This window comes from Blastococcus sp. SYSU DS0541 (assembly GCF_054050875.1).
In genome coordinates this window covers 84481-102553 of record NZ_JBJHAD010000007.1, presented here as the reverse complement: position 1 = coordinate 102553, position 18073 = coordinate 84481, and the positions used below count along the sequence as shown (strand labels likewise).

At 76.6% G+C, this 18073-nt stretch carries 18 protein-coding genes; 13 read left to right on the top strand and 5 right to left on the bottom strand.

Annotation, left to right across the window (positions count from 1 at the left end; translation table 11 throughout):
- Window positions 1-62 precede the first annotated feature (62 nt).
- On the bottom strand, window positions 63-1028 hold the full coding sequence (locus tag ACI794_RS10030; RefSeq protein WP_456616298.1) for an endonuclease/exonuclease/phosphatase family protein: 966 nt from the start codon (window positions 1026-1028) through the stop codon (window positions 63-65).
- A 61-nt stretch (window positions 1029-1089) separates the two neighbouring features.
- Between ACI794_RS10030 and ACI794_RS10025 the strand changes: the two genes are divergently transcribed.
- Together ACI794_RS10025 and ACI794_RS10020 are read left to right on the top strand one after the other, a co-directional pair.
- Window positions 1090-1716, top strand: coding sequence for a CYTH domain-containing protein (locus tag ACI794_RS10025; protein ID WP_456604126.1), 627 nt, complete (start codon window positions 1090-1092; stop codon window positions 1714-1716).
- Between the two features lie 69 nt (window positions 1717-1785).
- A complete protein-coding gene (locus tag ACI794_RS10020) occupies window positions 1786-3099 on the top strand; it encodes a metallophosphoesterase (RefSeq protein ID WP_456604127.1) in 1314 nt (437 codons plus the stop codon).
- 7 nt (window positions 3100-3106) lie between these two features.
- Here the strand turns inward: ACI794_RS10020 and ACI794_RS10015 are convergent, their stop codons facing one another.
- Window positions 3107-3679 carry a TetR/AcrR family transcriptional regulator gene (locus ACI794_RS10015; RefSeq protein ID WP_456604128.1) on the bottom strand — a complete coding sequence of 191 codons (573 nt, stop codon included), beginning with the start codon at window positions 3677-3679 and terminating at the stop codon, window positions 3107-3109.
- A gap of 148 nt (window positions 3680-3827) precedes the next feature.
- On the opposite strand from ACI794_RS10015, the gene ACI794_RS10010 reads away from it, so the two are divergent.
- The 3 genes from ACI794_RS10010 (at window position 3828) to ACI794_RS10000 (ending at window position 5454) form a co-directional block, all read left to right on the top strand.
- Window positions 3828-4568 (top strand): GntR family transcriptional regulator, encoded by a 741-nt coding sequence (locus tag ACI794_RS10010; RefSeq protein WP_456582165.1) that lies wholly within the window; start codon window positions 3828-3830, stop codon window positions 4566-4568.
- A 52-nt stretch (window positions 4569-4620) separates the two neighbouring features.
- On the top strand, window positions 4621-5049 hold the full coding sequence (locus tag ACI794_RS10005; protein ID WP_456616297.1) for an SRPBCC family protein: 429 nt from the start codon (window positions 4621-4623) through the stop codon (window positions 5047-5049).
- A gap of 129 nt (window positions 5050-5178) precedes the next feature.
- On the top strand, window positions 5179-5454 hold the full coding sequence (locus ACI794_RS10000) for a GlsB/YeaQ/YmgE family stress response membrane protein (RefSeq protein ID WP_456604130.1): 276 nt from the start codon (window positions 5179-5181) through the stop codon (window positions 5452-5454).
- A 24-nt stretch (window positions 5455-5478) separates the two neighbouring features.
- Here ACI794_RS10000 and ACI794_RS09995 read toward each other — a convergent pair whose 3' ends face one another.
- Complete coding sequence (locus ACI794_RS09995; RefSeq protein ID WP_456616296.1) at window positions 5479-6117, bottom strand: MBL fold metallo-hydrolase; 639 nt, start codon at window positions 6115-6117, stop codon at window positions 5479-5481.
- 98 nt (window positions 6118-6215) lie between these two features.
- On the opposite strand from ACI794_RS09995, the gene ACI794_RS09990 reads away from it, so the two are divergent.
- A complete protein-coding gene (locus tag ACI794_RS09990) occupies window positions 6216-6434 on the top strand; it encodes a hypothetical protein (RefSeq protein ID WP_456604132.1) in 219 nt (72 codons plus the stop codon).
- A gap of 91 nt (window positions 6435-6525) precedes the next feature.
- Here the strand turns inward: ACI794_RS09990 and ACI794_RS09985 are convergent, their stop codons facing one another.
- A complete protein-coding gene (locus tag ACI794_RS09985; protein WP_456616295.1) occupies window positions 6526-7302 on the bottom strand; it encodes an enoyl-CoA hydratase-related protein in 777 nt (258 codons plus the stop codon).
- 351 nt (window positions 7303-7653) lie between these two features.
- On the opposite strand from ACI794_RS09985, the gene ACI794_RS09980 reads away from it, so the two are divergent.
- Both ACI794_RS09980 and ACI794_RS09975 read left to right on the top strand, forming a co-directional pair.
- Entirely contained in the window at window positions 7654-9297 is a 1644-nt protein-coding gene (locus ACI794_RS09980) for a protein kinase domain-containing protein (protein ID WP_456616294.1), read from the top strand.
- Entirely contained in the window at window positions 9294-10787 is a 1494-nt protein-coding gene (locus tag ACI794_RS09975) for a protein kinase domain-containing protein (protein ID WP_456616293.1), read from the top strand. The genes ACI794_RS09980 and ACI794_RS09975 overlap by 4 nt, the downstream gene beginning before the upstream one ends.
- A 4-nt stretch (window positions 10788-10791) precedes the next feature.
- On the opposite strand, the gene ACI794_RS09970 is transcribed toward ACI794_RS09975, so the two are convergent.
- Entirely contained in the window at window positions 10792-11469 is a 678-nt protein-coding gene (locus ACI794_RS09970; RefSeq protein ID WP_456603403.1) for a hypothetical protein, read from the bottom strand.
- A 148-nt stretch (window positions 11470-11617) separates the two neighbouring features.
- Here ACI794_RS09970 and ACI794_RS09965 point away from each other — a divergent pair, with 148 nt between their 5' ends.
- The 5 genes from ACI794_RS09965 to ACI794_RS09945 all read left to right on the top strand — a co-directional run bounded on the left by ACI794_RS09965 (window position 11618) and on the right by ACI794_RS09945 (window position 18073).
- Window positions 11618-12901: a competence/damage-inducible protein A gene (locus ACI794_RS09965; protein WP_456616292.1), complete on the top strand. Its 1284-nt coding sequence runs from the start codon at window positions 11618-11620 to the stop codon at window positions 12899-12901.
- Between the two features lie 43 nt (window positions 12902-12944).
- A complete protein-coding gene (locus tag ACI794_RS09960) occupies window positions 12945-13334 on the top strand; it encodes an SRPBCC family protein (protein WP_456603401.1) in 390 nt (129 codons plus the stop codon).
- A gap of 60 nt (window positions 13335-13394) precedes the next feature.
- Window positions 13395-15014: an acyl-CoA dehydrogenase family protein gene (locus tag ACI794_RS09955; RefSeq protein ID WP_456603400.1), complete on the top strand. Its 1620-nt coding sequence runs from the start codon at window positions 13395-13397 to the stop codon at window positions 15012-15014.
- Between the two features lie 126 nt (window positions 15015-15140).
- Complete coding sequence (locus ACI794_RS09950) at window positions 15141-17255, top strand: putative bifunctional diguanylate cyclase/phosphodiesterase (protein ID WP_456616291.1); 2115 nt, start codon at window positions 15141-15143, stop codon at window positions 17253-17255.
- A 113-nt stretch (window positions 17256-17368) separates the two neighbouring features.
- A complete protein-coding gene (locus tag ACI794_RS09945; protein ID WP_456603398.1) occupies window positions 17369-18073 on the top strand; it encodes an NYN domain-containing protein in 705 nt (234 codons plus the stop codon).

The following is an 18073-nucleotide window of genomic DNA, read 5'->3' as shown; positions in this document are numbered from 1 at the left end:
GCGCGCCACCAGGTCAAAGGCTGCCCACCGGGCGGGGTCGGTGAACATCGGTGCTGCGCCCGTCAGCTGCCGGGCAGCACCAGGTCCACCACGACCGACCGGTGATCGCTGCCCGGGACCGGCACGAACGTGCATCCGGCGACGGCGAGCCGCGGGTCCACGAGCACGTGGTCCAGCCCCAGCCGCGGCAGCGGGGAGCGCAGCGGGTGCCAGGTCCAGCGGTGCCCCTCGCCGACGGCCCGGGCGGCGTCCAGGTACCCCCGGCGGAGCACGGCCCGGAGCGCCGCGTGGTCGAGCGTGGCGTTGAAGTCGCCCGCCAGCACGCGCAGGACCGCCGGCTCGGGGGCGGGGAGCGCGGCCAGGTCCTCGGTCCAGCCGCGGACGGCGGCCGGTGACGGCGCCGGGGGGCGGCTGTGCACCGCCGTCACCTCGAGCTCGGGCCCCGAGCCCGCGGGCAGCCGCACGGTGGGCTGCTCGAAGCCGCCGGGTGCCGCGCTCCGGTCGCTGACCGGCCACCGGCTCCAGACGGCGCCGGAGGCCGCCGGCACGCTGCCCGGCCGCGCCGGGACGACGTGGGCGTGCGGGAGCAGCTCGGCCAGGCCGGCGGCGGTCAGCCGCCGCTCGGCCTCCGGGGTGAGCTCCTGCACCGCCAGGACGTCGACCCCGTGCCGGCGGACGAGCTCCACGACCGGCTCGGCGGGGATCAGCCCCAGCCGCAGGCTCACGGTGGCGAGCCGCACCCGCAGCCCCTCCGGCGCCGGCTCCACCGGAGGCCGGCCCCGGTGCGAGCGCACCGCGGCGCCGAGCACGGCGGCCGCGGTGGCGGCGAGCAGCGCGGCCCCCCGGGACCGCGCCCGCACCGCCAGGGCCAGGGGCAGCACGGCGGTGGCCGCGGCGTACGGGGTGAACGCCAGCGCCGGCACGAGGGGGAAGCCGCGCTCGGCACCGGTGCGGCGCAGCACCGCCCACACCGCCCACGGCGTGGCCGCCGCGACGGCCCACCGGCGGTCGGCGTGGGTCCGGGCCATGGCCGCCACGCTAGCCAGGGCGCGGAGGGCCGCCGCCCGGTGGGTGCCCTACGGTCGTGCCGTGGTCGCCGAGCAGCTCGAGGTCGAGTGCAAGTTCGACGTCGACGAGGGGTTCACCGTGCCGGCTCTCGACGGCGTCGACGGCGTCGCGGTCGTCGCCGAGCCGGTGGTGCACGAGCTGGCGGCGGTGTACCACGACACCCCGGACCTCCGGCTCGTGCGCGCCCGGATCACGCTGCGCCGGCGCACCGGTGGGCCGGACGAGGGCTGGCACCTGAAGCTGCCGGCGGGTTCGGCCCGCCGGGAGCTGCACGCGCCGCTCGCCGGCGGCGCCGACGTGGCGCCGGCCGAGCTGCTCGAGGTGATCGGCGGTCTGCTGGCCGGGGAGGTGCCCGCGCCGGTGGTGACGATGTTGACCCGCCGGGTGGTGCGCGAGCTCCGCGACGCGGAGGGCCGGGTGCTGGCCGAGCTCGCCGACGACACGGTCACCGCGACGGTGCCCGCCGAGGCCGCCGGTGGAACGCCCGAGGTGCGCACCTGGCGGGAGCTCGAGGTCGAGCTCGTCGACGGCCCGGAAGCGGTGCTCGCCGCCGTGGCGGAGGCGCTGCTCGCCGCAGGCGCCCGCCCCTCGCCGCGCGCGTCCAAGCTGGCGCACGCCCTGTCCTCCCGGCTCGGCCGCAGCGGCTGACACACCCGGGAACGCCGCACGCCCGTCCGTCGTCCATCCTCTGCAGCGGCGCACCGCCCCGGTTCCGCCGTGCCGCCCGATCCGCCGGAGGTCGTCCTGTCGCTCATCGGCCTGCTGGGCTTCGGGACCGTCGTCCTGCTGGCCGTGGGGCTCCTGCACACCTACCTGTGGTTCCGGCTGGTCCGCAGCACCACCGCGCCCGGCCGGCTGCGCCGCCGGCTGACCCTGCTCACCGTGGTCCTGGCGGTGCTGCCGGTGGCGGCGGTGCTCTCCCGCGGGGTGCTCCCGATCGACGCGGCCGCGCCGCTGAGCTGGGTCGGGTTCGTCTGGCTCGGTATCGCCCTCTACGCCGTCCTGGCGCTGGTGGTGCTGGAGCCGGTGCGCCTGCTGGGCACCCTCTGGATCCGGCGAACGGAGAGGGAGGTCGTCCCGAGCGGGCCCCGGAGGAGTTCGGGCAGGGACGACGCAGCGGCTCCGCCCGACGGGGGGACGGCACCTGGCCGCGGTGTCGTCCTCGCGGACCGCGAGGCCCCGGCGATCGACCGGCGGCGCTTCCTGGCCCGCGGGCTGGCGGTGACCGCCGGCGCGGTGGCGCTCGGCACCGCGGGCACGGGCGCGTACGTCGCCAACTCGGCGCCCGTCGTGCGGCGCGTCCCGGTGACCCTGCGCGGGCTGGACCCGGCGCTGGACGGGCTGCGGATCGTCACCTTCTCCGACGGCCACCTGTCGGCCACCTACGGCGGCCGGCGCTTCGAGCGGGTGGTGGAGCTGGTCAACCAGCAGCGCCCCGACGTGGTCGCCATCGTGGGTGACCTGGTCGACGGCGGGGTCGACGAGCTGCGCGAGGACGTCGCCCCGCTGGCGGACCTCGTGAGCCAGCAGGGCGTCTACTTCGTCACCGGCAACCACGAGTACTTCGTCGACACCCAGGCGTGGATGCGGCACCTGCCGACCCTCGGCGTGGACGTGCTGCGCAACGAACGGGTGGCGATCCGCCGCGGTGGCGCGTCCTTCGACCTGGCCGGGATCGACGACCGGACGGCGGCGGCCTCGGGGCTGCCCGGCCACGGCGCGGATCTCGACGCGGCGCTGGACGGGCGGGACGAGAGCACCCCCGTGGTCCTGCTGGCCCACCAGCCGGTGCAGGTCCAGCAGGCCGCGGCAGCCGGGGTGGACCTGCAGCTCTCGGGGCACACCCACGGCGGGCAGCTCTGGCCCTTCGACTACGCCGTGCGGCTGGACCAGCCCGCGGTGGAGGGCTGGTCGCGGCACGGCGACACCCAGCTGTACGTGACCTCGGGGGCCGGGTACTGGGGGCCTCCCATGCGCGTCGGGGCCCGCCCGGAGGTCACCGTGGTGGAGCTCCGCGCCCCTGCCCGCTGACCGATGCTCAGGTCTCGGCGAGGGCGTCGAACGCCTCGACGAGGCAGTCCTCCAGCTCGCGGTCGCCGCCGCTGTCGGCCCAGAGCAGCAGACCGGTGGTGAATGCGGCCAGGTGGGCGCCGGCGACCACGACGTCGGCCGGGCGGATCTTGCCGTCCCGGGCACTGGCCTCGGCGACCATGATTGCCGTCTTCCGCTCGAACTCGCCCGATCGGTGCCGCAGGGTGGGGTTTCCGGCGACGACCCGCCAACGGGCGTACAGCCGGGAGCGCTCCTCGGCGCCCGCGCCGCTCACCAGGTCCATCGCCGCCGAGCGGATGCGCGGGCCCAGGGACAGCTCAGCAGGCTGGCGGGCGATCAGCTCGGCCACCTCCTCGGGCGCCAGCAGCCGCATGACCAGGTGGTCCTTGCTCGGGTAGTGCGCGTAGAAGGTCGGTACCGACACCCCCGCGGCGGCCGCGATGCGCCCGATCGGCACCTGGTCGTACCCCTCGGCGTCGAACAGCGCGAGCGCGGCCTCGAGGATGCGCTCGTGGGTGGCCTCCCACCTGCGCCGACGCCAGTCCGGTGAGCCCGTCACGCGCAGATCATCGTTCGTCGGCGGCATGGCTGCCACCACCGTACGGGATGCCGCCCGGCCCACGATGTGGCACACCCCACGGCGTGCAGGTGTGACGTCTCATACGACATGACGACCAGACGTCTCCTCGGGCAGTACCTTCGACCCCGTGGTGAGCCCTGTAGCCGGACCGAAGTACCTGTCGGTCCGCGAGCACCTCCGCCGCCGGGTCGCCGCCCTGCCCGAGCAGACGCTGCTGCCGCCGGAACCGGTCCTCTGCGCCGAGTACGGGGTCAGCCGCATCACGCTGCGCCGGGCCGTGGACGGGCTGGTCGCCGACGGGCACCTCGTCCGGGAGCAGGGGCGGGGCACCTACGTGACCCGCCCGGCCATCCGGCACGAGTACCGCGAGAGCTTCGTGCACCGCATCGCGGGCTTCAACTCGGTGATGACCGAGCAGGGGGCCCAGGTCGGCACCACGGTGCTGACCCAGCGCGTGGTGCCCGTGCCGCCGACGGTGGCCACCGAGCTGAAGCTGGAGCCCGCGACCGACGTGGTGGAGCTCGTGCGGCTGCGCAGCGTCGACGGCACGCCGAACCACGTCGCGCACAGCTTCCTACCGGCCGACGCCTACCCGGGGGCGCTCGACGCCGACTTCAGCGAGGGGTCCCTCTACGACTACCTGCGCCGGGAGTACTCGGCGGACCTCGCGCACGCCCGCATCGTCGTCGACGTCGGCACCGCGGCGCCCGACGAGGCCGAGGCGCTGGGCGTGGTCGCCGGTTCGCCGTTGCTCGTCGTGCGCACCACGGTGCGCGACAGCGACGGCCGGCCGCAGGTGCACAGCTTCTCGCGGCTGCGGCCCGACGTCAGCCAGGTCGAGTTCGAGGTCTCCGTGGGCGGGCGCTGACGTGCGGACGACGGCGACCGGTACCCGGGAGGTGCCGCAGCCCCGTGCGGAGGTGTGGCGTGCGCTTGCGGTGCTCGAGCCCTACTGCGCCGTCTGCGACGTCTCCTACCTGCTGGACCGCCCCGGTGCGACTCCCCGAGTCGGCACGACCTTCGTCTGCGCCCCGGGCCGGCTGGACGGCGCCGCGCCCCGCGCCGGCTCGCCGCGCGGCGAGATCCTCACCTGGGAGCCGCTCTCGCGGGTGGCCACGCGCCTGGAACTCACCCCCGAGACGTGGACGACGGAGATCGAGCTGGCCGACACCGCCGACGGCGGCACGCGCATCTCCATCACGATCGGCCACGAGCCCACCGGTGGCAGCCGGGTCGTCCGCCGGCTGACCCGGGCGGCCGTGCGCCGGCTCGTGCAGCGGACCGTCGACGCCGAGCTGGCCAAGGTGCCCGCGCACGTGGCGGCGGCGCATACCTCCGAGAGGCCGTGATCACCACCTCGATCGAGGGAATGACGCATCACCGTAAAGAGCGCGGGTACGGAACTCCTCGTGCCCCGGCGGCACACCCGGCACCCCGCCGGGACCGCGCACGCCGGGCGGATCACTGAGGAGTTGGCTATGGAGATCATCGGGTTGATCATCGCGGGTCTCATCATCGGCCTGCTGGGGAAGTTCGTCGCCCCGGGCACGCGTGACAACACACCCCTGTGGCTGACGCTGCTGTGCGGCATCGGTGGTGTGCTCATCGGCTACTACCTGGCCGGTGCCCTGGGGGTCGACGACACGCGCGGCATCGACTGGATCCGGTGGATCATCTCCATCATCGTCGCGGCGGTGCTGGTCGTGGCCGCCTCGACGATAACGGGTCGCAACAGCCGCTCCGTCCGCCGCTGACCCCGTCCCGGGGGGTCCGTCGGCTCAGAGCTCGACGGACTCCCCGGGCGCCAGCCGGCCGAAGGGGGTCGGGGTCCCCGGGCCCCGCTCCCCCAGCAGCCCGCTCAGGACGCCGATCCCGGTGTCGTTGAGCAGCCCGTCGTGCACCGCGAACACCTGGTCGGCCCGCACCTCGCGCACGTAGTCGATGACCTCCGCCGTGCGGGACCAGGGTGCGTGCAGCGGCAGGAGAAGCGTCGGGACCGGCGTCCCGGGCACCGTGAAGGCGTCGCCGGGGTGGAAGACCTGCTCGTCGACGAGGAAGCCGATGTTGGCCACCCGGGGGAGCTCCGGGTGGATCTCCGCGTGCAGCTCGCCGTGCACCTGCACCTCGAACCCGGCGACCGTCACCGCGTCGCCGGCCCCCACCACGTGCACCCGGCTCCCGGCGCCCTCGAGCGCCGCCGCCACGGAGCGGTTGGTCCAGACCTCGAGCGACGGTTCGACCTCCAGCGCCGCCCGCAGGCGGTCGGCGACGAAGTGGTCGGCGTGCTCGTGCGTGACCAGCACCGCCGTCGCGCCCTCGAGCGCCACCGGGTCGGTGAAGGCGCCCGGGTCGACCACCAGCCGGCGGTCGCCGTCGGAGAGGACCACGCAGGCGTGCCCGTGCTTGGTGAGCTCCATGCCGCGATCCTGCACCCGGGCCGCGCGGCTCACCCTTCCGGGGCAGCCGGCTCCTCGTCTCGATCACCCGCGGCCGCCCGGCTGCCGACCTCTTCCGCATGATGCTGCAGAGCACCGCGTTCGCCGCCGCCCGCAGCCGCGCGCACGGGCCCACCGCCGCGCTGTGGCACGCCGTGGAGCTGCACCGGCCGCCGGCCGAGGTCGACAGCGCCTGCGAGCTCACCGTCTGCGGCTCCCTGGCCCGGGTCACCCCCGAGCAGCCGTGGCCCGTGCAGGCCTCCGACGTCTGCCCGGCCTGCGTCGCGCTCGCCCGGTGACGGCGTCGCCGGCGACGGCGACCCCCTGATCGCCCTGCCGCCGGCCCCGCCCGCCCGGCGGCAGGTGCACCCGTCCCGCGACCCGGCTGCCTCAGCGGCCGGTGAACCGCGGCGCGCGCTTCTCCATGAAGGCCTCGACGGCCTCGCGGTGGTCGGCGGACTGCCCCACCTCGGCCTGCAGCCGCCCCTCGAGGGCCAGCGTCTCCTCCAGCGAGTCGGTCGCGGCGGTCGCGAGGACCGTCTTCACGGCCCGGTAGGCGGCGGTCGGGCCCGCGGCCAGCCGGGCCGCCAGCTCCTGCGCCTCGGGCAGTACCTGCTCCGGCGCCACGACGCGGTGCACCAGCCCCCACTCCGCGGCGGTCTCGGCCAGGAAGGGCTCGGGCAGCAGCAGCAGCTCGGTGGCGCGCGAGCCGCCGACGCAGTGCACCAGCCGGGCCGCCAGCGCCGAGTCGCTCGACAGGCCGATGCCGGTGAACGCGGTCGTGAACTTCGCGCCCGCCGCGGCCACCCGCAGGTCGCCGGCGAGGGCCAGGCCCAGCCCCGCCCCCGCGCAGGCGCCGTTGATACCGACCACCACCGGCACCCGCAGGCCGGCCAGCGCCAGCACCAGCGGGTTGTACTCCCGCTCCACCACCGAGAGCGGCGCCTCCACGCCCCCCTGCATCTCCGCCAGATGCTCGCCCAGGTCCTGCCCGACGCAGAACGCGCGGCCGGTCCCGGTGAGCAGCACCGCGCGCACCGAGTCGTCCGCCGCGACGTCGCGCACCGCGGCCAGCAGCTCGCCGCGCGAGGCGTGGGTCAGCCCGGGGCGCAGCAGGGTGAGGGTCGCGACGCCGTCGGCGTCCTCCCGGGTCACGGTGTCGGGCATCGGCGCCCCGCCTTCCGGTCGCGGTCGGCCGCACGGCGCGGCCCTGTCGGCGGTCACCTTGCCAGGCGGCGTCCCGCCCGCGTGCGGGGCCGGTCCGGCCGCGCGCACGTCGTCCTCGTGGTGCGCGGCGAGGCGGGCTGCGCACCGCGAGGCCGAGGACGGCGGAGTCGCCCGCCGGCGGCCCGGGCGACAGGCGGGGTAGCCCTCCGTGCACGAACTGCAACCGGCACGCCGGTGTGGCGGGCGGGGCTCCTGGGGCAGGAGGGGGCATCCTCGGTGGTAGTGGACGATGACCCAGTCGCGCGGCGCCACGGCCCGTGCGCTGGGCCGGACGGACGAGGAGTGACCCCCGTGGTGGAACCAGGACGCAGGCGCCTGGGAGACCGCTACGAACTGCAGCTGCTGATCGCCGCCGGCGGCATGGGGCAGGTCTGGCGCGGGCTCGACGAGGCCCTGCACCGCCCGGTCGCCGTCAAGGTCCTGCGCAGTGAATACACCGGCGACCCGACGTTCGTCGCCCGCTTCCGGGCCGAGGCCCAGCACGCCGCCGCCCTCAACCACCCCGGTATCGCCGCCGTCTACGACTACGGCGAGGAGACCGCCCGGGACGGGTCGGGGGAGACCCTCGCCTACCTGGTGATGGAGCTGGTGGAGGGCGAGCCGCTCTCGGCGCTGCTCCGCCGGGAGGGCCGGCTGGGCCCGGAGACGACGCTCTCCCTGCTGGGGCAGACCGCCGCCGCGCTGGCCGAGGCCCACCGGAGCGGGCTGGTGCACCGCGACGTCAAGCCAGGCAACATCCTCGTGCGTCCCGACGGCGCCGTGAAGATCACCGATTTCGGGATCGCCTGGTCGGCGCGCAGCGTCGCGCTCACCCGCACCGGCCAGGTCATCGGCACGCCGCAGTACCTCTCCCCCGAGCAGGCCGAGGGCCGGCACGCCACCCCCGCGAGCGACGTCTACGCGCTCGGGCTCATCGGCTACGAGTGCCTCACCGGGCACCCGGCCTTCGAGGGCGACAACGCCGTCACCATCGCGCTGAAGCAGGTGCAGGAGGACCCCGACCCGCTGCCGGGCGAGCTGCCTCCCGGCGTCCGGACGCTGATCGGCCGCGCGCTGGTCAAGGACCCCGCCGCGCGCTACCCCGACGGCGCCAGCTTCGCCGCCGCCGTCGCCGACGTGCAGGCCGGTCGCCGGCTCGATCCGGGCACGGTGGCCGTCGACGCCGTCCCGCGGCGGCGCCGCGCCGCACCGGCGCGTCCTGCGGGCGGACCGCCCACCGGGGAGCGCCCCGGGTCCCGGGGCGCCCGCCCCCCGGTCGCCCGGCGGCGCGGTCGGCTCGCGGTGGTCCTGCTGCCCCTCATCGGACTGCTGGCCGGCGCGGGGATCACCGCGACCCTGCTGCAGACGCTGACCCAGGGGGCGCCGCCGAACAGCGCCGCCGCGGCCACGGAGCGCATCGACGGCAGCATCGTGCTGGCGGCGGAGGACTACCTCGGCCGGCCGGTGGGCGAGGTGGCCGACCGGCTGGCCGATCTTGGTCTGACCGTCACCGTCCGGGCGGAGGTGCGCGACGACGTCGTCCCCGACCGGGTCACCGGGGTAGAGCCCGCCGGGCGCCCGCTGCGCGCCGGTGACCAGGTGGTCCTCCGCTACGCCACCGCCTCGGAGACGTCGGAGCAGCGCCGTGCGCCGGCGGTGACCGGTGCCGCGGTCGACCAGGAGGTCCCCTCCAGCGCGCCGACGACCGAGGCCCCGGCCCCCGCGACGACCACTGCGGGCACCGGCACCGGCACCGGCACCGGCACCGGTGGCAGCAGCAGCGCGCCGGCCAGCACGACGACCAGCCTCCCGGGGACCCCGACCCCGACCCCGACCACCGACCCGTCGCCGACCCCGACCACGTCGCCGACCCCGACGACGACGGAGCCCAGCCGGACCACCGCCAGCACCACGCCCTCCACCACGACGTCGTCCAGCGCCACGACGCTGCCGTGAGCCTGCGGCACCGGCCGCCGTCGTCGCGCCTGCTGAGCGGTCGCTACGAACTGCTCTCGCTGCTCGCGACCGGCGGCATGGGGCAGGTCTGGCGGTCCCGGGACGTCGTCCTCGGGCGGTCCGTGGCCGTGAAGGTGCTGCGGAGCGAGTACGCCGGCGACCCGACCTTCCTGGCCCGCTTCCGCGCGGAGGCCCGGCACAGCGCCCTGCTCACCCATCGCAACATCGCCGCCCTGTTCGACTACGGCGAGACCACCGACGGCGACGGCGAGGCCCTCGCCTACCTCGTCATGGAGCTCGTCGAGGGGGAGTCGCTGGCCCAGGTGCTGCAGCGGGAGGGCCGGCTCGGTGTCGACCGCACCCTGGACGTGCTGCACCAGACCGCGGCCGGCCTGGCCGCGGCGCACGCCGCGGGCCTGGTGCACCGGGACGTGAAGCCGGGCAACGTGCTGGTCGGCCACGACGGCACCGTGAAGATCACCGACTTCGGCATCGCCTGGTCGGCCGCGAGCGCGCCGCTCACCCAGACCGGCCAGGTCGTGGGCACCGCGCACTACCTCTCCCCGGAGCAGGCCGGTGGCAGCAAGGCCGGCCCGGCCAGCGACGTCTACGCCCTCGGCATGATCGGGTACGAGTGCCTCGCCGGCCACCGTGCCTTCGACGGCGACAACTCGGTGCACATCGCGCTGCGCCAGCTCCGCGAGGAGCCGCCGCCGCTGCCGACCGACGTCCCGGAGCAGGTGCGCACGCTCGTCGACCGGGCGCTGCTCAAGGACCCGGCCGAGCGCTTCGCCGACGGTGCCGCCTTCCGGGATGCCGTCGACGACGTCCGCGCCGGCCGGCCGCTGGTGCCGGTGCCCCGGCCGGCGGCGACCCATCCGCTCGCCGTCGCGGTCCCGGCGCCGCGGTCGCTCCGGCGGCGCCTCCTCGCGCCCCTGGCCGCCCTCGTGGTCGGGATCGGGCTCGGCGTCGCCGCCCTGCAGGTGTGGGCGGACGCCCCCGCCGACCCCGGGACCGGCACCAGCGAAGCCCCCGAGCCGGTGACCCTCGCGGCCTCCGACTTCGTCGGCCGCCCGGTGGCCGAGGTGGAGGGCGAGCTGGCCGACGCCGGCCTGGGCGTCGAGCTGGTCGGCCGGGAGAGCGCCGCGGTCCCCGCCGACCACGTGCTGGAGCTCTCGCCGGTGGGCGCGGTCGCCCGAGGCACGGTCGTCACGGTCACCTACGCGATCGCACCACCGCAGCCGGAGCCCGCCCCGGCGCCCGTGGCCCCCGCACCCGAGGCGCCGGTGGTTCCCGTCCCGGTGCCGGTGGGGGACGGCGGCGGTGGCGACGACGGCGAGGGCGACGACGGCGAGGGTGACGACGGCGAGGGTGACGACGGGCAGGGTGACGACCGGTCCGGGAACGGCAACGGCAACGGGGGTGGGAACGGGAGCGGCGACGCCGGCGGCAACGGGAACGGCGGGGGCAACGGCCGGGGCCGCGGCTAGCGGGTCAGCCGCGGGGCGCTGCCCCGTCCGCCCGGTCCGTCCCGCCCGCGCCCAGCCAGAGCGCCCCGCCGAGGGCGCCGAGCGCGGCGGTGAGCAGGAAGCCACGGTCGGTCCCGGCACCGGGCAGCACGACCAGCACCCAGAAGACGGCCAGGCCGGTGAGGCCGCCGGCGGCGATCCGCCAGCCCGTCCGGGCGCCGAGCCGCCGGGCGGCCGGGACGGCGCCGGCGAACGCGGCCAGGCCCAGCAGGGCGCAGACGGTGGCGAACGCCGACCAGAGCGGGATGGCCGACCACGCGGACTCCGTGCCGAAGCGCAGGGTCAGGCCGAGCTCGAGGAGGACCACGGAGAGCCCCACCAGGCCGACGCCGGCCAGGGCGGTCCGGTCGCGGGGCGCGCGCGGCTGCTCCGCGGGGGCGGCGTCCGGGGGAGGGGTCGAGGTGCCCGCACCGGGCAGGCCGGGAATGAAGTCGACCGGCCCGGTCGGCTGGGCCGCGCCGACGGGGGCCGCGGGGCCGGCAGCCGTGGACGGGGCGGGCTGCGGCGCCGGGGGCCGGACGGGCGCCGAGGGCGGCGGCAGCTGCTGCACCGTCGTCGGCGTGCCGGAGGCCGGCGCGGCCACCGGGAGCTCCTGGGTCGTCGGCTGAGCGGTGGGGGTCTGCTGTTCTGACGACGTGCTCACGGGTGCCTCCAGGTGTGCTCCGGCGGACCACCGGTCGCCGGCGGTGCAGCCAGCACGCTAGCCGCGCCGGGCCCGGTGGTCCGTGCGCCACCCGGAGGAGGGGACGCCCCCGCCTGCCGGACCGGGCGCGCGCCCCTAGGGTCGGGCCGTGGTCACGCGCGCCGGAATCGTCGTCACCGGGACCGAGGTCCTCACCGGCCGGGTGGCCGACCGGAACGGCCCGTGGCTCGCCGAGCAGCTGCGCCGGCTGGGTGTCGACGTCGGCCACGTGGTCGTCGTCGGCGACCGGCCCGAGGACCTGGTGGCCGCGCTCTCCTTCCTGACCGGTACCGGCGCCGACCTGCTGATCACCACCGGCGGTCTGGGACCCACCGCCGACGACCTGACCGCGCAGGTGGTGGGCGAGTTCCAGGGCCGGGCGCTCGCTCTCGACCCGGCGCTGGAGGAGCGGATCGGCCGGATGGTCGAGCGGCTCATGGCCCGCCGGGGCTGGCGCGCCGATCCGGCGTCCACCGCGGCGGGGGTGCGCAAGCAGGCGCTGGTGCCCGAGGGGGCCACCGTGCTCGAGCCGGTCGGCACCGCGCCCGGCCTCGTCGTCCCCCCGGCGGCGGGCCGGACCGGGCCACCGGTGCTCGTGCTCCCCGGGCCCCCGGGGGAGCTGCGCGGCATGTGGTCCGCGGCCACCGCGGCGGCGCCGACCCGCGCCGCGCTGGCGGGCGCTGCGGAGCTGCGGCAGGAGACGCTGCGGCTCTGGGGCACGCTGGAGGCCCAGTTGGCCGCCACCCTGCGCGAGGCCGAGCCGGAGCTCGGCGGCCTGGAGATCACCACCTGCCTCCGCGAGGGCGAGCTCGAGATCGTCACCCGGTTCCCGGCCGCGGCCCAGCCCGCCTACGACCGGCTGGCCGCGCTGCTGGCCGAGCGGTACGCCGGCACGCTCTTCTCCACCGGCCCGACCCTCGACGAGCTGGTCGCGGGCGCGCTCGCCGAGCGGGGGCTGACCATCGCCGCGGGGGAGTCGTGCACCGGTGGGCTCCTCGTCGCCCGGCTCACCGAGCGGCCCGGCTCTTCCGCCGCCGTGCTGGGCGGGGTCACCGCCTACGCCGACGGCGCCAAGGAGGCCCTGCTCGGGGTGCCCGGCGCGCTGCTCGCCGAGCACGGCGCGGTCAGCCCGCAGGTCGCCCGCGCGCTGGCAGAGGGCGTCCGCGCCCGGTTCGGGGCCGACATCGGCGTCGGGATCACCGGCATCGCCGGCCCCGGCGGCGGGACCGACGCCAAGCCCGTGGGGACCGTCCACCTGTGCGTCGTCGGGCCCGACCGGGTCGAGGAGCGCTCGCTCGCGGTCCCGGGCAGCCGGACGGCCGTGCGGCAGCGCTCCGTGACGATGGCGATGCACCTCCTGCGGTCGCTGCTGCTGGGCGGCCCCCCGGCCTGACGGCGCAGGTGTCCGGCGCGGCCGGCCGGGGCACCTCCGGGCGGTGACGACCCTGACCCTGCACGCGACCGGCACCGCCCCGCCCACCGAGGTCTGGGAGCGGTACGCCGTGCCGGCCCGCTGGCCCGGCTGGTCGCCGCAGATCACCGGCGTGGAGGTCCCGGCCGACCGGCTGGCCCCGGGGCTGTCCGGCCGTGTCCTCGGTCCCCTCGGGCTGGCGGTGCCCTTCACCGTGGAGGAGGTCGACGAGGCCGCCCGGCGGTGGTCGTGGCGGGTGGCGGTCGGGCCGCTGCAGGTGCGGCTGCTGCACTGGGTCGCCGAGGGGCCCGCCGGCGGGACGACCACCGGGCTGCGGCTCTCCGGGCCGGCCCCGCTGGTCCTGGCGTACGCCCCCACCGCCCGCCTGGCCCTGGCCCGCCTCGTGCGCGCCTGAACGCCCTCCGGCGGGCGGAACGGGGCCGGAGGGCGCCCCCCGCTCGATTACCGTGCCGTCATGCCCGCCACCCACGAGGTCACCAACCAGGCCCCGCCGCTGGTCGGGCACGACCCGATCGCCGGGGACGCCGCGCTCGCCGACGCCTGCCGCCGGCACGCCGACGAGGCGACGCTCGCGTCGCTGGCCGGGTTGGGCCGGCTCGCGGGCAGCGAGCAGGCGCAGGAGTGGGGCCGGCTGGCGAACGAGAACCCGCCGCGGCTGCGCACCCACGACCGGTACGGCCACCGGGTGGACGAGGTGGATTTCCACCCCGCCTGGCACGAGCTGATGCGGACGGCGTTCGAGCACGGGCTGGCCGGCGCGCCGTGGGCCGACCCGCGCCCGCACGCGCACGTCCGCCGCGCCGTCGGCTACCTGGGCTGGACGCAGGTCGAGATGGGCCACGGCTGCCCGACGACGATGACCTACGCGGTGGTCCCCGCGCTGCGCCGGGCCCCCGTCCTGGCCGCCCGCTACGAGCCCGGGCTCACCGCGCGGGCCTACCAGTTCGGCCTCGCCGATCCCGCCGCCAAGCGCGGGCTCGTCGCCGGCATGGGCATGACGGAGAAGCAGGGCGGGTCCGACGTCCGCGCGAACACCACCCGCGCCGTCCCGCAGGCCGACGGCACCTACCGGCTCACCGGGCACAAGTGGTTCACCAGCGCGCCGATGAGCGATCTCTTCCTGGTCCTCGCCCAGCTCGAGGAGGGCGTCTCCTGCTTCCTCGTGCCCCGGGTCCTCCCCGACGGCAGCCGCAACGTGTTCCACGTGCAACGTCTCAAGGACAAGCTCGGCGACCGCTCCAACGCCTCCAGCGAGGTCGAGTTCGACGGGACGACGGGGGAGCTGGTCGGGGAGCCCGGGCGGGGCGTCCCCGCGATCATCGAGATGGTCAACATGACCCGGGTGGACTGCGTGCTCGGCTCGGCCGCCACCGTGCGCGCGGCGCTGACCCAGGCCGGCCACCACGCCCGGCACCGGCGCGCCTTCGGCGCCCTGCTCGCCGACCAGCCGCTCATGCAGAACGTGCTCGCCGACCTCGCGGTGGAGAGCGAGGCCGCCACGGCGCTGGCGATCCGGCTCGCGGCGGCGGTGGACGACGGCGAGGCCGCGTTCCTGCGCCTCGCGGGGGCGGCGGCGAAGTTCTGGGTGTGCAAGCGCGCCCCCGGTGTCGTGGCGGAGGCGATGGAGGTCCTCGGTGGCAACGGCTACGTCGAGGAGTCCGGCCTGCCGCGCCTCTACCGGCAGGCGCCGCTGAACTCCATCTGGGAGGGCTCGGGCAACGTGATCGCCCTCGACGTCCTCCGGGCGCTGGACCGCAGCTCGGAGTCGCTGGCCGCCGTCACCGCCGAGCTCGAGCTCGCCCTGGGGGCCGACCGCCGCTTCGACGACGCGGTGAAGCGGCTGTCCGCGGAGCTGGGCGACCGGGACGGCCTGCCGTTCCGGGCGCGCCGCATCGCCGGATCGCTCGCCCTCTGCCTGCAGGGCTCGCTGCTGCTCCGGTACGCGCCCACGCCGGTCGCCGAGGCCTTCTGCGCCTCCCGCCTGGGCGGGGAGGCCGGCACCGTCCTGGGCACCCTGCCCGCCGGCACCGCCGTGGGCGAGATCGTCCGGCGGTCCGAGGTCGCCGCCCTCTGAGGAATCGGTCGCGGGCTACTACTCTCGGGGACGGCTCGGGTGCTGCCCGTCGTGTTCGCGAGCGGCCCGTGCCCCCCGGCGTCCGCGCGAGCGCGCTGGACGACCAACTGGACGAGAGCGGGCAGCGTGCAACCAGGCGACGACCGGTCCCCGGAGCGCCGACCCGACCCGTTGAGCGGTGTCCCCGACGCGGTGTACCGCCTCGACTCACGGGGCTGCTTCGCCTACCTCAACGAGGCGGCCGAGCGGCTGCTCGGGCACCGGGCCGACGACCTGCTGGGCCGGGACGCACGCGACGCCTTCCCCGCGTTACGCGGCTCGCTCGCCGAGGAGCAGTACCGCGAGCTGCTCGCCGACGGCCGCGCGCGGGAGTTCCACTTCTTCTACGAGCCGCGCTCCCGCTGGTACGAGGTGCGGATGTTCCCCGACCCCGCCGGGGCGGCGGTGCTGTTCCGCGACATCGACGTCCGCCGGCGCACCGACCAGGAGCGCGACGACCAGATCCGCGGGCTCACGGCCGTGCTCGAGGCCCTGCCCTCGCCCACCGTGCTGATCGGCCCCGACGGCCGGATCACATCCGCCAACCGCGCCTGGTTCCGCAACGGCGAGGAGCTGCTGCCCGAGATCTCCTGGCCCGGCCGCGAGGGCGAGGACTACCTCGAGGTCATGACCCGCGGCCTGGCGCCGGCGGAGCACGCCCGGCTCGCCGAGGGGTTGAGGGCGCTGCTGGACGACACCTCCCGCTCCGACGGGCGGAGCTTCGCCTACGACTACTCCTGCCGGACGCGGCAGGGCATCTCCTGGTTCCACCTGCAGGCGACCCGGGTCGACCGCGAGGGCCGCATCGTCATCACGCACAACGACGTCACCGAGCAGGTGCGGGCCCGCGAGGACCTGCTCTGGCGGGCGCAGCACGACGACCTGACCGGCCTGCCCAACCGCGCTCGGCTGCTCGAGCTCACCGGTGAGGCGCTGCGCGCCGACCACCGGGGCGGCATCGCGCTGCTCGTCGTCGACCTCGACGCCTTCAAGACCGTCAACGACTCGCTGGGCCACCAGGTCGGCGACGAGCTGCTGCGCCTGGTCGGGGGCCGGCTCTCCGAGCAGCTCCGCCCGGGGGACACCGTGGCCCGTCTGGGCGCCGACCAGTTCGTGGTCCTCGCGCACGGCTGCGACTCCGCCGAGGCCGCGGCCCTCGCCTTCCGGCTGCAGACGGCGTTCGGCCGCCCCTTCGCCGCCGGGGAGATCTCCGTGCCGCTGAGCGCCAGCATCGGCGTGGCGGTGGCCCGGCCCGAGGTCCGGGACGCCCACCACCTGCTCAGCGACGCCGACGCCGCCATGTTCGCCGCGAAGAGCTCGGGCCGGGACCGCGTGCACCTGTTCTCCCCGGCGCTGCGCGAGGCGGCCCGGTGGCGGCTGGAGGTGGCCACCCGCCTGCGCGGGGACGCCATCGACCAGCTGGTGGTGCACTACCAGCCGGTGGTGCGCCTGGACAACGGCGAGATCGACGGCGTGGAGGCGCTCGTGCGCTGGCAGCACCCCGAGCGCGGGCTGCTCTCGCCGGACACCTTCCTCTCCGTGGCCGAGGAGACCGGGCAGATCATCCCGATCACCCGCTGGCTGCTCCGCGAGACCACCCGCAAGGCGGCGGAGTGGGCCGCGGCGGGGCTCTCGCTGCGGATGTCGGTGAACGTCAGCGCCCGGCACTTCTCCACCGAGACGCTGGTGCGCGACGTGCGGCTGGCCCTGCAGGACTCCGGTCTCCCGGCCGACCAGCTCGTGCTCGAGCTCACCGAGACGAGCGTCGCCGAGGACCCGACCCGCGCGGAGGACCAGCTGTCGGTCCTGCGCGGCTTCGGCGTCCGCGTCGCGATCGACGACTTCGGGACCGGCTGGTCGTCCCTGGCGCAGCTGTTCGCGCTCCCCATCGGGACGCTGAAGATCGACCGGTCGCTGCTCGCCGCCGCCGAGCGGGTGGCCGCCGGTGAGACGGGCGCGGTGCTCGCGGCCATCGTCGGGCTCACCCGGACGCTCGGCATCCGCTCGGTGGCCGAGGGGATCGAGACCCCCGACCACCTGCGGATGGTCCGCGAGGCCGGCTGCGACATGGCTCAGGGCTGGCTGCTGGGTCACCCGATGCCGGCCGAGCGGCTGCCCGCCTGGGTGCGCGAGGTGCAGCAGGCCGGCGGGGACCTCTGCGCCCTGGCGATGGCCGGGCGCGCCGTCCCCGCGCTCGGGTGAACCTGCGCCGCCCCGGCCGCCGCGCCACCGCGCCCGCCGGCCCGCCCCGCGCCACCGAGCCCGCCGCGCCGCCCGCGGGGACGACGGCCGGCCCGCCCGGGCAGACTGTCCCCGTGCTGGACATCTCCGAGGCCGCCGCGCCCGAGCCCACCGAGCAGCCGGCCGGCCCCGTCGACGACGGCCGGTCGCGGTCCGCCCTGGACCTGCTCATCTGGGACGCCCCCAACATCGACATGACCCTGTCGACGGTGATCGGCGCCCGGCCGACGGCGGCCTCCCGGCCGCGCTTCGACGCCATCGCGGCCTGGTTCGTCGAGGGCGCGGGCGACCCGGCGTCGACGGATGCCCCCGACGTCGAGGCCTGCGTGTTCGCCAACATCCCCCCGCAGCCCGGCTCGCTCCAGCGGTGGGTCGAGGCGCTGCGCGGTTTCGGCTACTCGGTGTTCGCCCGCCCGAAGAGCCAGCCGGACGACGACATCGACCAGGACATGCTCGACCACATCGCCGTCCGGGCGCACAGCCACCGGCTGCGGCGGCTGGTGGTCTTCTCGGGCGACGGGCGCAACTTCGCCGAGCCGCTGGAGGACCTCGTCCGGCAGGGCACCGAGGTCGTCGTCGTCGCCTTCAGCGAGGTGGCCGGCTACGCGATCGGGTCGGACCTCCTCCAGTTCATCGACATCGAGGACGTCCCGGGCGCCTTCGTCGAGCCGCTGGACCGGGTCCGCCTCGACGCGCTCCCGCCGGACGGCGCCTGGCTGCGCCCGACCCGCAGCCTGCGGGACTTCGTGGCCGGGTTCACCGCGCGCCGCGGCGGCTGA